The 12,924-nt window shown below is 43.6% G+C and carries 14 protein-coding genes; 10 read left to right on the top strand and 4 right to left on the bottom strand.

Annotated elements, in window-relative coordinates:
- Positions 1 to 40: 40 nt before the first annotated feature.
- Both ACHUFN_RS18690 and ACHUFN_RS18685 read right to left on the bottom strand, forming a co-directional pair.
- Positions 41 to 1,066, bottom strand: coding sequence for a CDP-glycerol glycerophosphotransferase family protein (locus ACHUFN_RS18690; protein ID WP_394224251.1), 1,026 nt, complete (start codon positions 1,064 to 1,066; stop codon positions 41 to 43).
- A complete protein-coding gene (locus ACHUFN_RS18685) occupies positions 1,066 to 1,461 on the bottom strand; it encodes an FAD synthase family protein (protein ID WP_394224250.1) in 396 nt (131 codons plus the stop codon). The genes ACHUFN_RS18690 and ACHUFN_RS18685 overlap by 1 nt, the downstream gene beginning before the upstream one ends.
- 508 nt (positions 1,462 to 1,969) lie before the next feature.
- Between ACHUFN_RS18685 and rpmB the strand changes: the two genes are divergently transcribed.
- From rpmB to mutM, 4 genes are all read left to right on the top strand, one after another.
- On the top strand, positions 1,970 to 2,206 hold the full coding sequence (gene rpmB, locus ACHUFN_RS18680) for a 50S ribosomal protein L28 (RefSeq protein WP_044055442.1): 237 nt from the start codon (positions 1,970 to 1,972) through the stop codon (positions 2,204 to 2,206).
- Positions 2,207 to 2,217: 11 nt separating this feature from the next.
- On the top strand, positions 2,218 to 2,373 hold the full coding sequence (rpmG, locus tag ACHUFN_RS18675; RefSeq protein ID WP_012516577.1) for a 50S ribosomal protein L33: 156 nt from the start codon (positions 2,218 to 2,220) through the stop codon (positions 2,371 to 2,373).
- A gap of 279 nt (positions 2,374 to 2,652) precedes the next feature.
- Positions 2,653 to 3,117 carry a hypothetical protein gene (locus tag ACHUFN_RS18670; protein ID WP_394224249.1) on the top strand — a complete coding sequence of 155 codons (465 nt, stop codon included), beginning with the start codon at positions 2,653 to 2,655 and terminating at the stop codon, positions 3,115 to 3,117.
- Positions 3,118 to 3,927: a bifunctional DNA-formamidopyrimidine glycosylase/DNA-(apurinic or apyrimidinic site) lyase gene (gene mutM, locus ACHUFN_RS18665; protein WP_394224247.1), complete on the top strand. Its 810-nt coding sequence runs from the start codon at positions 3,118 to 3,120 to the stop codon at positions 3,925 to 3,927.
- Between the two features lie 18 nt (positions 3,928 to 3,945).
- Here the strand turns inward: mutM and coaD are convergent, their stop codons facing one another.
- Positions 3,946 to 4,434: a pantetheine-phosphate adenylyltransferase gene (coaD, locus tag ACHUFN_RS18660; RefSeq protein WP_394224245.1), complete on the bottom strand. Its 489-nt coding sequence runs from the start codon at positions 4,432 to 4,434 to the stop codon at positions 3,946 to 3,948.
- Between the two features lie 104 nt (positions 4,435 to 4,538).
- Positions 4,539 to 5,270: a 3-deoxy-D-manno-octulosonic acid kinase gene (locus ACHUFN_RS18655; RefSeq protein WP_394224243.1), complete on the bottom strand. Its 732-nt coding sequence runs from the start codon at positions 5,268 to 5,270 to the stop codon at positions 4,539 to 4,541.
- 837 nt (positions 5,271 to 6,107) lie between these two features.
- Between ACHUFN_RS18655 and ACHUFN_RS18650 the strand changes: the two genes are divergently transcribed.
- From ACHUFN_RS18650 to glpE, 6 genes are all read left to right on the top strand, one after another.
- Positions 6,108 to 6,578 (top strand): substrate-binding domain-containing protein, encoded by a 471-nt coding sequence (locus ACHUFN_RS18650; RefSeq protein ID WP_394224241.1) that lies wholly within the window; start codon positions 6,108 to 6,110, stop codon positions 6,576 to 6,578.
- Entirely contained in the window at positions 6,578 to 7,753 is a 1,176-nt protein-coding gene (locus ACHUFN_RS18645) for a hypothetical protein (RefSeq protein ID WP_394224239.1), read from the top strand. Before ACHUFN_RS18650 ends, ACHUFN_RS18645 begins: the two co-directional genes overlap by 1 nt.
- A gap of 9 nt (positions 7,754 to 7,762) precedes the next feature.
- Complete coding sequence (locus tag ACHUFN_RS18640; RefSeq protein WP_394224237.1) at positions 7,763 to 10,207, top strand: bifunctional diguanylate cyclase/phosphodiesterase; 2,445 nt, start codon at positions 7,763 to 7,765, stop codon at positions 10,205 to 10,207.
- Between the two features lie 165 nt (positions 10,208 to 10,372).
- Positions 10,373 to 11,569 (top strand): glycine C-acetyltransferase, encoded by a 1,197-nt coding sequence (locus ACHUFN_RS18635; protein WP_394224235.1) that lies wholly within the window; start codon positions 10,373 to 10,375, stop codon positions 11,567 to 11,569.
- A complete protein-coding gene (gene tdh, locus ACHUFN_RS18630) occupies positions 11,566 to 12,591 on the top strand; it encodes an L-threonine 3-dehydrogenase (protein ID WP_394224233.1) in 1,026 nt (341 codons plus the stop codon). The genes ACHUFN_RS18635 and tdh overlap by 4 nt, the downstream gene beginning before the upstream one ends.
- Positions 12,591 to 12,902: a thiosulfate sulfurtransferase GlpE gene (gene glpE, locus ACHUFN_RS18625; protein ID WP_394224231.1), complete on the top strand. Its 312-nt coding sequence runs from the start codon at positions 12,591 to 12,593 to the stop codon at positions 12,900 to 12,902. The genes tdh and glpE overlap by 1 nt, the downstream gene beginning before the upstream one ends.
- Positions 12,903 to 12,924: the final 22 nt, after the last annotated feature.

The following is a 12,924-nucleotide window of genomic DNA, read 5'->3' as shown; positions in this document are numbered from 1 at the left end:
TTGGTTTTTTAACAACCTTAATAAAATAGCGATAACGGTGCTACCAGCCCCAATATCCAAGGCGTTTGCGAAGTTTTAAGTTTCTGAACCAGTTTTTAGGCTTAGCCACATTTTCTTTTCGAGGGAAGTGAGCAATCTCATCTATTGTTGCTTCTAGAATACGCCTTGCTGATTCGCCATCATCATAAGGGTGCATCTCAGTACAGTATGCCTCAATAGCATTTTTTAACTCTGGCTTCATGTCCAACGCTTGTATTATGCCTTCTTCTAAACGACTCGCCTCTTCAACGTTAATAAGCACCTTCTCTGGTTGTGCATTACAAAATGTCACCACGGGCTTTTTCAGCAATAAAAACTCAGTAATAGCAGAAGATGTATCGGAAATCATCACGTCACTTTGTTGAAGCAAAGGAATGATGCTTGAAGACTCCACAACTTCCAATTTAGCGTGTTGTGCTTGCTTATACTTTTCAACTAACGCTTTATCCGCTTTAGGATGAAATTTTATTTTCCATTGCCAGTCGTGTCTTTGACTAAGCTCGTTGATAGTGTCGTACAGCGATGCCATTGAAGTAAAAGCAGGCGAAAATGTTGGTGCATATAAAATAACAGGTGGTGCCCCTTCAGGTGTTGAAGGCGGTAGCGTTGAAAACAAGTTATCTAACTTAGGCCAGCCTGTTTCTGTCACCGTGAAATGAGGGTGCTGCGCTCGTAACTCATTAAACTTTCTTGTAAAAAAAGGGCCTTGCGTACAATATAAATCGAAGCAGTCTCTAATACGGAAATGGCCTTTTTTCTTCCATTCGAAACCATGGAAAAGCTGAACCTTTAAGCCTGGCAAGAAAGAAGGGACTAAATTACCGGGAAGAAAAGACGCATCAGGGTTATAGCGAATGGCCTCTTTAATTGAGGGTAGGACACTTTCATCGTCATTAAATAATGCCCGGTTAACTTCCTTTCCTTCGGCAAACCATTTAACTTCATGCCCTTCTTCAAGCATCACTTGCGCAAGTGGACGAAGGATTTCGAACGAATAGTTCTGTGACAAATAAAGCAGAAATCTCATTAATTTGCGTCTCGGATAATTTCGATAATTTCGGTGGTAGAGATAGAAGGCGTGCGAGGTAAATAAATGACCTCGCAGATATCTTTAAATTCGTCGAACTTACCTTCCCAATCATTACCCATAACAAGCGCATCTGCTTTATGCTGAATAATGTATTCTCGTTTTTTATCTAACGACTCTTCCGTAAAAACGTGATCTACAAAGCGTAGAGATGAAAGCAATTCTTCACGGCTTGCATACGGATAAATAGGGTTTCGGCCTTTTTTGCTGAAATTTAACTCATCAGACGATAAACCTACTGTTAAATGGTCACCGTGCGCCTTAGCGCGTTTAAGAATTCGGATATGTCCAACATGTAGCACATCGAAAGTGCCGAAGGTTATTATTCGTCGCAATGTAACACCTAGCTTTTTAAGTGAAGTAATGGGCAATAAGAAAATGACATTTTTTGGCTGCCATTGTGGCACTAAAACGCGATCATCGTTATGTTCGTTACACTTTAAGTGAACACTCAAAGTAAGTAATGCAATATCTACTCAAGCCTAACATCAATATTAAGACGGTCGATCTTTAAGTGTTAGCAGACGTTGCTACCCTTCAGTGAAATGTCATTTTAAAACACACTACCAGTATATCGCGGCGACCTAAAATGTAATAGTGTTTATAAATGCTCCAACAGCCAGTTTGACGCTAATACAATGGGAAAAATTGATTGGCACGCAAAAAAAGGTCAATATTTGTACTTCAATGTAACCTTTTTTTACTTTCTTATTGAAATGATCCTAGGTTTGCTGTATAAAATGCGCCCTCTAATTTATAGTAATTCGTCAATTGACCCAACCACTGTTTGAGCGCTTGGGATTAACTGACGCGACAGTTATCGTTGTTCTGGAGACAAATACAATGTCAAGAGTATGCCAAGTAACAGGTAAGCGTCCAACGGTTGGTAATAACCGTTCACACGCAAGAAATGCGACTCGTCGTCGCTTTTTGCCAAACCTTCAAACACACCGTTTTTGGGTTGAGAGCGAAAACCGTTTTGTAAAACTACGTTTGTCTGCAAAAGGCATGCGTATCATCGATAAGAAAGGTATTGATTCAGTACTTACTGATATCCGTGCCCGTGGTGAGAAAATCTAAGGAAGCCGACAATGCGTGATAAAATTAAACTAGTTTCTTCAGCAGGTACAGGTTTCTTCTACACTACTGATAAAAACAAGCGTAACATGCCTGGCAAAATGGAGATCAAAAAGTATGATCCCGTTGTGCGTAAGCACGTTATGTTCAAAGAGGCCAAAATCAAGTAATTAGCTTGCTTTTGTCTCCACGAAAACCCAGCTTTTGCTGGGTTTTTTGCTTTTTACCGCTTAGCTTTTTGGTTTTTCCATTAGCGATCCTAGAAGAACGCACCAATTAGCCAACCAGATCCTCGCATCAATATAAGAGTCGATTGCCTCTAGATCGTATCCACATAACCAAGCCCCTACTTTTCCTGAATTGGGTTAGCTTATGTATTGATGAGGTATTACTATATTGCAGTACGTAAATCTCAAACTTAGTCTTATCAAATTTAGCGGGTAAAAAGCGTGGCTAGAATTTCTCAGCGAGCAATGAACAACGTGGTTATAATTGCCATGCTTATTATGATTGCATTGTTTAACTTAGACAGTCTTTTGCCTGAAAGAAACGTTGTGCAAGCGCGTAGTTTGTTGCCCGAAGACGCTTACGTACTGAAAATTGAGCACGACGGTAACAGTTTAGAGCGCACCGGGCAGCAGTGGCGACAAAAGGTGCAAGGCAGCAGTCTTTCAATTACACCTGACGTACAATTTTCACACTGGCAACGCGCAACCTTAACCCCTTTAAATGAAGTACCATCTGATTTTGCACAGACACAGCCCTACATTGCTGTAGTATGGCTCGCAGGCAATAGCAGTGGGCTTGTTTATGCGTTTTATCCCGACACATCGCCAACAGTGATCAAATTTGAAAATAACTGGTATACATTAACCCACACCGACCTTGATAAGCTTTTACCGTGGACATTATAAATGCCTGAATTACCCGAAGTTGAAGTTAGCCGTTTGGGCGTATCACCACATCTTGTTGGCAATACAATTACGCAAGTGGTTGTGCGCGAGCGAAGAATGCGTTGGCCAATACCACATGAAGTGTCTAGCGTAGAAGGGCACAAGGTTATTGATGTTAAGCGCCGGGCGAAGTACCTGCTTATTGAGACCGCTGTTGGAACACTTATTCTCCATTTGGGCATGTCGGGCAAATTAAGAGTGATTGATGCCGCTACACCCATTGTTAAACACGATCATGTCGATATTGTGCTTAACACAGGCAAGTGTTTGCGTTTAAACGACCCCAGACGCTTTGGTGCAGTGTTGTTTCAAGCGCCTAACACCCAAATTGCAATGCTTGGTAACTTGGGGCCAGAGCCGCTTACCGACGATTTTGACGATAAGCGTTTATTTGCTTTGTCGCGCAATCGAAAAGGCCCGGTTAAAAATTTCATCATGGATAATGCCATTGTGGTGGGGGTAGGAAACATTTATGCGAATGAGGCATTATTCCTCGCTGGCATCGACCCACGCAGAGCGGCGGGCAATATTAGTGCAGCGCGCTATAAATCGCTTACAGCCACCATCAAGCAAGTGCTGGCGAAAGCCATTGAACAGGGGGGAACCACGCTAAAGGATTTTGCCCAAACCGATGGCAAGCCGGGATACTTTGCGCAGCATCTTAATGTTTATGGAAGAAAGGGCGAACCGTGTGAAGTGTGCGGAAAAACAATAGAAAGTAAAGTGATAGGGCAGCGAAATACCTTTTTTTGTACCCACTGCCAGCGATAGCGATACCGCCATCGGCACTTAGTCTTTTTTTCTCAGTCTGTCTTTTAATGCCTGTTCTACCACTGGGTGGCAAAAGCCGCTTACCGCACCTCGATGAAGTGCCACTTCTTTTACCAACGTCGATGAAATAAAGGAATTCTCTTCGGCGGGTGTTAAAAACACACTTTCAAGTTTTGGATTTAAGCGGCGGTTCATGTTGGCCAGTTGAAATTCATACTCAAAATCAGATACCGCACGCAGGCCGCGAATAAGAATTGTGGCATTTTGTTCATCGGCAAAGTCGGCTAACAACCCAGTAAATCCAACGACTTCAACATTGGGCAGGTCAGCCGTTACTTTCTTTATCATTTCTACGCGTTCTTCCAATGAAAACAGCGGCTTTTTGCTAGGGTTTGAAGCAATGGCCACAATCACATGAGAGAATAATTGCGATGCGCGCTCAATAAGGTCTGCATGACCATTAGTAATAGGGTCGAAAGTACCTGGGTAAAGTGCTCTAGTGTGCATAAAGTCGAATCTTTTCTAAGTAGAGGGTTTATATTCTCAACGCGCTTAATGTATCACATTACTCGCCTATGTTGAGCGTTGCTGTCATCATCTGGCTATTAGTGTTAAAACTTAGTTTTAATTGATTCACGATACCCGTTCATACACGATGCCCAATCGCTCTCTTGCCAGTGAAAAACGGGGTTCTTACCTTTTTCTTTATGAAGTGAGCGCAACAAGCGGTCTAGGTTTTCTTGTTTCCAACTATCACCTTCGCGCTGTTCACAGCGATCGAAGTCAATAAGCCAAATTTCCTTATCACTATCCATCATGATATTTCTAACGTTGGCATCGTGATGGTATACCTGGCAGTTATGCATGGCCGCTAGTGCTTGCCCTACTTTATACCACTCTTCTGGAGAGAGGGGGGTATTGCACAAAACGTGATGTAAATCGCGACTGTTTGGGATATTCAGTGTTATCAAGTCACCTCGATAAATTAATCCCCAGCGATGGATGCGAGCCGCAACGGGAGTTGGAACTCGCAAACCTTGATTTCGCATGTACTCAAGTAGCTGAAATTCTTCGAAAGGGCGAGAGCGTTCTACACCTGTAAACAGGTATTGGTCACTTAGAATCTTACTTACTAAGCCTCCACGTTTATAGTGACGTAACACCCAGTGTTGGTGCTCGTATTCTATGAAAATAGTTGTGCCGCGCCCTTTTGCCTGACCCGTAATTTTATTCTGAAGCTGCCAAAACTCATGAGTAAACATGTCTTGGTTAGGGTTACTGACCAAGCTGTCGTCGAAGATGAAATGGTGCCCAGCGCCGATGTCTCGTCTAATTGTCGTCATGTTGCTTGCAGCCTGTAGAAAACTTCATATTCTAATGATTTATTTTTGTTTTTCAGCAATCGCTGGACGTCTGACAAGAAAAACATGCTAATCCCCCTCCAAAGGCAACTTGAATTACCTGTCATCACCTTTTCGCATTATGCTGGCCTGTTTTGTTCGTGTTGAAGTTATCTTTTTAGACTATTAATACCAGAAATATGTGCTGCAGAATGAAAAGTGAACAATAGTTTGCCGTTAGGAGATAGTTGCTGCCGTCACAATAAATTGAACACGAATAAATGGGTTGCTTAAACAATACCCGCGTATTTGGAAGCATAACTTATGTTGCTAAATATGCATGCTAAAGTGCTTTGCCCACGAGGGCTAAACTGAAAAGAGACGTGTGTTCTTTGTGCAGCTTCAACGTTTTCATTGGGTGAATATGCGTAAATTAACACGGTATCACTTACACCGGTTAGCAAACAGGGTTTATTGAGCCACTTTCACTTGGAGCCCTGCCTACATGCAGCTATTTCGCAAAGCTGGTAGCTATTATGTGTGAAGGGAACACTTACCTGCACCACGATACAGAGTTTGCTTGGCTTTGCCAATTCTCAATCTCAATGCGCTTTTATATTAAAAGAACGTTACATAAAAGTGTGGGACTAATCTGTCATCACAATGCTTTACGTATACTACAAGAAAAGCGCGGGCGAAAAAAATTGCCCACAGGTCTAAAAAGTAAGCGCGTAAGCCATTTGTGGCTTAATTTACTTAGTTGTAAGGTAAAAGTATTCACTATTATCTACACTTAGCCATGCGAAGTGTTCCTTTGAAATAACAGGGAGTCGTTACGGAATGAAAGAGCCCGCTTTGCGAAGGCTGTCGACTGTTCTTGCACATCTTTACTCTAGCATTGTGTTACTTGCAAAAGTTGCACTACTTTTGTGTGCGCCTCTGGCACATTCCTCTGAGCTAAATGTTATGGTAAATGAAAGTGTAATGGTCAACGAGCTCAACCGCACCGAGCTACGTCAAATCTTCACAGGACACCGCCAATATTGGAGTGATGGGACTAAGATTACCGTTTTTGTATTGCAAGATAGTAATGAACTACATAAGCAGTTTTGTCGCGAAGTACTTCACATGTTTCCTTATCAATTATCTCGACTATGGGATCAGATTACCTACTCAGGGCAGGGCGTCACACCCGTTAGAGTTTCTTCTTATCAAGAGTTAGTCAAGGCCTTAGAACGGACGTCTGGCGCAATAGGCTACGTCGAGCAATCCGACTTTTTGAAGCTACGACGTGTAGAGGTAGGTATTTAATGAAAAAACACATTGCAATTGCTTTATGCATGATAAGCCTGCCGGTATTCGCCTCGCATAGTGACTTTTCATGGCACGGTTACCTTTCCCAAGGCGTCACGCAGTCAAATGGAAGCAGTTTCATTACTGACAACGATACAATTACGGCTGAGCTAACAGAAATAGGTTTAAATGGTTATTACCAACTTGCAGAGAATATTTCTATTGCTGGACAGATTAATTATCTAGATGGCGGGAATCGTTTCGAGCAAGGCGCCCGTCTTGATTATTTGTTTGTAGATTGGAAGTTACCGGACTTGGCAGGTGGGTGGCGCGGCCAAATACACGTCGGCCGCTTTAAAAATAGGCATTGGCTATACTCTGTGACCAGAGATGTACCTCAAACGCGCTACACATCTGTGCTTCCCCAATCGGTATATTTTGACGGGTTTCGAGACGTTGCACTGGGCAGTAATGGTATTCAGACCAGTTTCTCGCATTACAGCGCGAATAATATTTGGGAAGTTAATTGGAGTTATGGCCGTTCAAACATCAACGACTCACAGCGAGATTTTCTGTTAGGCGACGCGGCTAACGGTAAAGTAAAGCAAGATTTTGTGCATCAGGCGAGCGTATTTTGGCAACCGTCTACCATGACATGGAAACTTGGCGTTAGTTGGTTAAATTCAGATTTTACCTATACGCCGTCGCAAGAAGACAATCGCTTGGCCGGTGGCGCAAACGTAGAGCGCATAATGTTATCCGGTCAGTATTTTGCAGAAAATTGGGAAGTGTCTGCAGAGTTGTTACGCGAGATCCAAGACAGTAGAGGGTTGTTTGCCCCTGACTTTACAGAAAAACAAACTGGTGAAGGCGGGTTTATTCAGTTTCGGTATTTGTTTAGTAACGATATAAGTGGGCTTATTGGTTACGACACCTATGTAAACGACACATCGGACAGAGATGGAAAGCAATTAGAGCTCATATCTGGAGGGACTATCCCTGCTTACTTTGGTTATCAGGATACCTATACATTAGGGGTACGCTGGGACATTGCGCCCAAATGGCGGCTTCAGGGCGAATATCACTGGGTTGAAGGAGCTGCGCGAGTGGTTAGCTTGTTAAATATGGATGTGGCGTCTCATGCGGATAAAAATTGGGAAATGTGGTCACTACAATTGATGTACTGGTTTTAAGGAAAGAGGATGAAAGTTCAAGTCTCTTTTACTACCAAAACCATCACTATCTTGCTGGCAATGGTGCTTACGGTTGCCGTTGTAATTTCTACTGTGCTTATTCAAGAGTCAGAAGCAAGGGTGTTGTTGCAACAACGTGAAAACCAAATAAGTAACCAGCGCCGCATGAAGCTTTTAGAAGATATCTTGCACGCTAGAATGATTACTTTAATGGACATCATAAGCCAAAATAGAAGCGGCAGTGCTGATAACCTAGAAACACTCCAGAAAACACTAAGCAGGTTAAGTGAGTATTTAGCGCTTAACTTTCAAGTCGAGTCGCTTTTTTTGTTCGACGATAATGGCGTGGTAGGAAACGCATCTCGGCCTTTGAACAAAACCATAGAAAGGTTAGTGAATACAACACGTGCATCGTTTGAGAGTCGTTCATTACTCTCATGTGAAGACGTATGTACACATTACATTTCAATTCCTGTTATGGCGAGTAATGAGCAATTACCCGTTATTGTCTTATCAACGTCTTTACGTGAACTTTTGTATTTGTTCAGCCGCGCTACTGATGTTCATAAAGTGGCCGTAGTCCAGCATAAAGAAAACTCTGAAGGGGTTTCAGAATTAAAGGTTTCAAGTCAAGTATCTGCTGCGAATCGCATCTATCTTCAGGCACTCTTTGATGCGTTGCCTAAAGGTTGGCACGTTGATGATTTAGTTATCAGAGGGACGAATGTAAAATTAGGAGAGCAACAGCTGCTCGTCAGCTTGCTGCCCTTTGACCATGCTACTGGCGATCATCCGTATCTGTTGATTGTGCAAGATGTTTCTACGATGGTCCGCCAAAATGAACAATATCAACATATTGTTATTTCTAGTGCGATTGCACTGTTTTTCGTTTTCTCGTCGCTACTTTATCTATTTTTAAACCAATACCGCATTCGACTGTTAGATGTGAGCGAACGTCTGCCTATGTTGGCGGAGCACAAATTCAGCGAGTTTTACACCATTGCTGCAAAGCGCAGAAAAGCCCCAGTTTTTAAATTAACCGACGAACTTGATGTGGTTGAAGAAGCGGCGAATGATCTTGCCCGTCAACTAGAGAGCTTCGATGGTCAAATGGCTATTAACACCGCGAAACTTGAAAAAATGGCAATGTTCGATGTGTTAACCGGGCTGCCAAACCGGAATATGTTAACCTTTCAAATTGAAAAACAGCTGGCAAGTTCAATTCGTGATGACCGTTTAGTGGCATTAATGTTCATGGACTTAGACGACTTCAAGAAGGTTAATGACAGTCATGGGCACAATGTTGGCGATAAACTGTTAAAAGCCGCTGCTATGCGCATTTCACGGCCCATAAGAGAATCGGATATTGCTTCTAGATTTGGAGGCGACGAATTTGTGGTGTTGCTTTCAAATATTGAAAGCAAAGAGCACGTTGATACGGTGGCTAAAAAGCTTCTTGATGAGTTCAAGGCTCCCATTATTGTTGATGACATTACCTTTTATGTATCCATCAGTATTGGTATTGCTATTACCAATCATTCTCGCGCTACGCCAGTTGAGTTATTGCGTCATGCTGACATTGCAATGTACGAAGCGAAAGCGAAAAAGGGCGCGGAATATCGTGTTTATGATTCCACGATGAACCACAAAGTGATGCAAAAGGTTGAGCTGGAATCGGAAGCACGTGAGGCGCTACGCGATAACCAGTTTAGTTTGGCGCTTCAGCCTCAAATCGAAATGCATACCGGAAAGTTGATAGGTTTTGAGGCACTATTGCGTTGGCATCATCCTCAAAAGGGCAATATTTCTCCAGGAGAGTTTATTCCACTTCTTGAGAGCACTTCATTTATGCTCGAGCTCGATTATTGGGTGATTTCGCGCTCAACGTATTTGATTAGAGAACTCAAAAACAGTGGTTACCCTGATGTTAAACTTGCAATTAACTTATCTGCGGGTCAATTCTTAGATCCGAGCCTTCCAGAGTTTTTACAGCAACAGATCATCAAAAACGATATCGCGCCTAACCAAATTTGTTTAGAGCTAACCGAAACGGTTTTAGTCTCTGATATCAAACGCGCGACTAGCATCATGAAGAATATTCGCGATATGGGGTGTATGTTAGCGATAGACGACTTCGGTACAGGCTACTCGTCGTTAAGTTACTTAAAGTCTTTACCTGCCGACTACATCAAAATTGACCGTTCTTTTGTGGCCAATATCGCCAGTAGCGCAGATGACAGAAACATTGTGCACTCTACCATTTCCATGGTTCGAAAAATGGGAATGCAAGTGGTAGCAGAAGGGATTGAAACTAGCGAGCAGTATGAACTACTTTGCCATTTCGATTGTGACATTGGGCAAGGTTATTTAATTAGCCGACCCATAGCCGAAGCGGATGTTTGGGAAGTACTAAGCGATAAAGTAGAGTTTGGGTTTTGGAAGGAGTCGGCGTGACGTGCCTTATTTTACATCTTGCAGCGCATCGGGCTGTTAACGCAGTGTGCTGAATAATTTACAAACTTTGTCGACAAACCCATTAAATACAGCGCAAGGGTGTGTACCCTTTAACGCGCTTTCATTAAACTAGCAGCTTTTATATACCTACACTCGGAGAATGGCATGTCTGCGGCATTTATTTCTCATTTGCAATCGCAAATTGAAGCCACGAAAGAAGATGGTTTGTACAAAAAAGAACGTGTTATCACGTCACAACAGCAAGCGGATATTGGTGTTGAAAATGGCGAGCACGTTATTAACTTTTGTGCCAACAACTACCTTGGTCTAGCGAACAATGAAAGCTTAATTGAAGCGGCGAAAAACGGCCTAGATAGCCATGGTTTTGGTGTAGCATCTGTGCGTTTCATTTGCGGTACTCAAGACATTCACAAGCAATTAGAAGCCTCTATAAGCGATTTCTTAGGCACAGAAGACACCATTCTTTACCCGTCTTGCTTTGACGCCAACGGCGGTTTATTTGAAACCTTGCTTGGCCCAGAAGACGCAATCATCTCTGATGCGCTTAATCACGCGAGTATCATTGACGGTGTGCGTTTGTGTAAAGCCAAGCGTTACCGCTACGCTAATAACGATATGGCAGCGCTAGAAGAGCAGTTAAAGCAGGCCGATGCTGACGGTGCACGCTTCAAAATTATTGCTACCGACGGCGTGTTTTCTATGGACGGCGTAATTGCCGATCTTGCCTCAATTTGCGATTTGGCGGACAAGTACGACGCCATGGTTATGGTAGATGATTGTCACGCAACGGGCTTTTTGGGTGAAAACGGTAAAGGCAGCCATGAATACTGCGGCGTAATGGGCCGTGTAGATATCATAACCGGCACCCTTGGCAAGGCGCTTGGCGGCGCGTCAGGCGGCTACACGTCGGGCAAAAAAGAAGTGGTAGAGTGGTTGCGTCAGCGTTCTCGTCCTTATCTATTCTCTAACTCGGTTGCGCCACCTATTGTTTCAGCATCACTTAAAGTGTTTGAAATGATGAAAGAGGGTGACGAGCTTCGCGCTAATTTGTGGCGCAATGCAAATCATTTCCGTAAACGCATGGAAGACGCGGGATTCACGCTAGCGGGCAAAGACCACGCCATCATTCCAGTGATGCTAGGCGATGCGCGTTTAGCCAGTGAAATGGCAGACAAGATGCTTGAAAAAGGCATTTACGTTATTGGTTTCTCTTATCCAGTTGTGCCTAAAGGCCAAGCGCGTATTCGTACGCAAATGTCAGCTGGTCACAGCCTTGAACACGTAGACAAAGCCATTGATGCGTTTATTGAAGTAGGCCGTGAAATGGGAGTGATCTCATGAAATCGCTAGTTAAAGCGAAAGCCGAGAAGGGTATTTGGCTGCAAGATACGCCAGAGCCTGAAGTGGGCCATAACGACCTACTGATTAAAATTCGTAAGACCGCTATTTGTGGTACCGACATGCACATTTACAACTGGGATGAATGGTCGCAAAAAACCATTCCGGTTCCTATGGTTGTAGGCCACGAGTACGTGGGTGAAGTGGTGGGCATGGGCCAAGAAGTAAAAGGCTTTAAAGTAGGCGATCGCGTGTCTGGTGAAGGTCATATTACTTGCGGTCACTGCCGTAACTGCCGCGCAGGTCGTGTGCATTTGTGTCGTAACACCGAAGGTGTGGGGGTTAACCGCCCAGGCGCGTTCGCCGAGTATTTGGTTATTCCTGCATTTAACGCGTTTAAAATTCCCGACAACATTAGCGACGACCTTGCATCTATTTTTGACCCGTTCGGTAACGCTGTTCACACGGCACTAAGTTTTGATTTAGTGGGTGAAGACGTACTGATAACAGGTGCTGGCCCCATCGGCATTATGGCGGCAGCCGTTGCAAAGCATGTAGGTGCGCGTCATGTTGTGGTCACCGATATCAACCCGTACCGCCTTGAGCTTGCGCAAAAAATGGGTGCAACCCGTGTTGTCGACGTAAGTAAAGAAGACTTAAAAGATGTAATGAACGAGCTTGGCATGACAGAGGGCTTCGACGTGGGCCTTGAAATGTCAGGTGTACCCGCTGCGTTCAGAGACATGCTTAACAAAATGAATCACGGCGGCAAAATTGCCATGCTAGGTATTCCTCCACAAGATGTGGCTATCGACTGGAACCAAGTTATTTTTAAAGGTTTGGTGATAAAAGGTATTTATGGCCGTGAAATGTTCGAGACTTGGTACAAGATGGCGAGCTTGCTGCAAAGCGGCTTAGATCTTTCGCCTATCATCACCCATACCTTTTCTATTGATGACTTTCAGAAAGGGTTTGATACCATGGGGTCTGGACAATCAGGCAAAGTTATTCTGGACTGGCAATAATGACAACATTCTCACACATTAGCGTAAGCGACGTCGCTAACTTTCAAGGCGACGTTACTATTGTGGATATTCGCGATCCACAGTCGTTTGCTAATGGGCATATGCCAAACGCCGCACAATTGAACAACGACAATTTTGCAGCGTTTATCGATCAAACACCCAAGAACATTCCAGTGGTTGTAGTGTGTTATCACGGTGTTAGCAGTCAACAGGCTGCGCAAGTGATAGCACAGCAAGGTTTCGAAACCGTTTACAGCATGGATGGGGGCTTTGAAGCTTGGCGGCAGGGCAACCCTGTGGAAACGGCATAAAGATATGATAAAGGTGCACATT

Source organism: Alteromonas gracilis (assembly GCF_043642145.1).
Lineage (GTDB): Bacteria > Pseudomonadota > Gammaproteobacteria > Enterobacterales > Alteromonadaceae > Alteromonas > Alteromonas gracilis_B.
Note: the sequence above shows the minus strand (reverse complement) of the source record. Positions and strands in the feature narration are given on the sequence as shown.

Bases quoted from the DNA above. Each gene is read 5' to 3' on its own strand.
- ACHUFN_RS18645 (WP_394224239.1), top strand. From the start codon at position 6,578: ATGAAAAAACACATTGCAATTGCTTTATGCATGATAAGCCTGCCGGTA.
- mutM (WP_394224247.1), top strand. From the start codon at position 3,118: ATGCCTGAATTACCCGAAGTTGAAGTTAGCCGTTTGGGCGTATCACCA.
- ACHUFN_RS18655 (WP_394224243.1), bottom strand. From the start codon at position 5,270: ATGACGACAATTAGACGAGACATCGGCGCTGGGCACCATTTCATCTTC.
- ACHUFN_RS18690 (WP_394224251.1), bottom strand. From the start codon at position 1,066: ATGAGATTTCTGCTTTATTTGTCACAGAACTATTCGTTCGAAATCCTT.
- rpmB (WP_044055442.1), top strand. From the start codon at position 1,970: ATGTCAAGAGTATGCCAAGTAACAGGTAAGCGTCCAACGGTTGGTAAT.
- ACHUFN_RS18640 (WP_394224237.1), top strand. From the start codon at position 7,763: ATGAAAGTTCAAGTCTCTTTTACTACCAAAACCATCACTATCTTGCTG.
- coaD (WP_394224245.1), bottom strand. From the start codon at position 4,434: ATGCACACTAGAGCACTTTACCCAGGTACTTTCGACCCTATTACTAAT.
- rpmG (WP_012516577.1), top strand. From the start codon at position 2,218: ATGCGTGATAAAATTAAACTAGTTTCTTCAGCAGGTACAGGTTTCTTC.
- glpE (WP_394224231.1), top strand. From the start codon at position 12,591: ATGACAACATTCTCACACATTAGCGTAAGCGACGTCGCTAACTTTCAA.
- ACHUFN_RS18635 (WP_394224235.1), top strand. From the start codon at position 10,373: ATGTCTGCGGCATTTATTTCTCATTTGCAATCGCAAATTGAAGCCACG.
- tdh (WP_394224233.1), top strand. From the start codon at position 11,566: ATGAAATCGCTAGTTAAAGCGAAAGCCGAGAAGGGTATTTGGCTGCAA.
- ACHUFN_RS18650 (WP_394224241.1), top strand. From the start codon at position 6,108: ATGAAAGAGCCCGCTTTGCGAAGGCTGTCGACTGTTCTTGCACATCTT.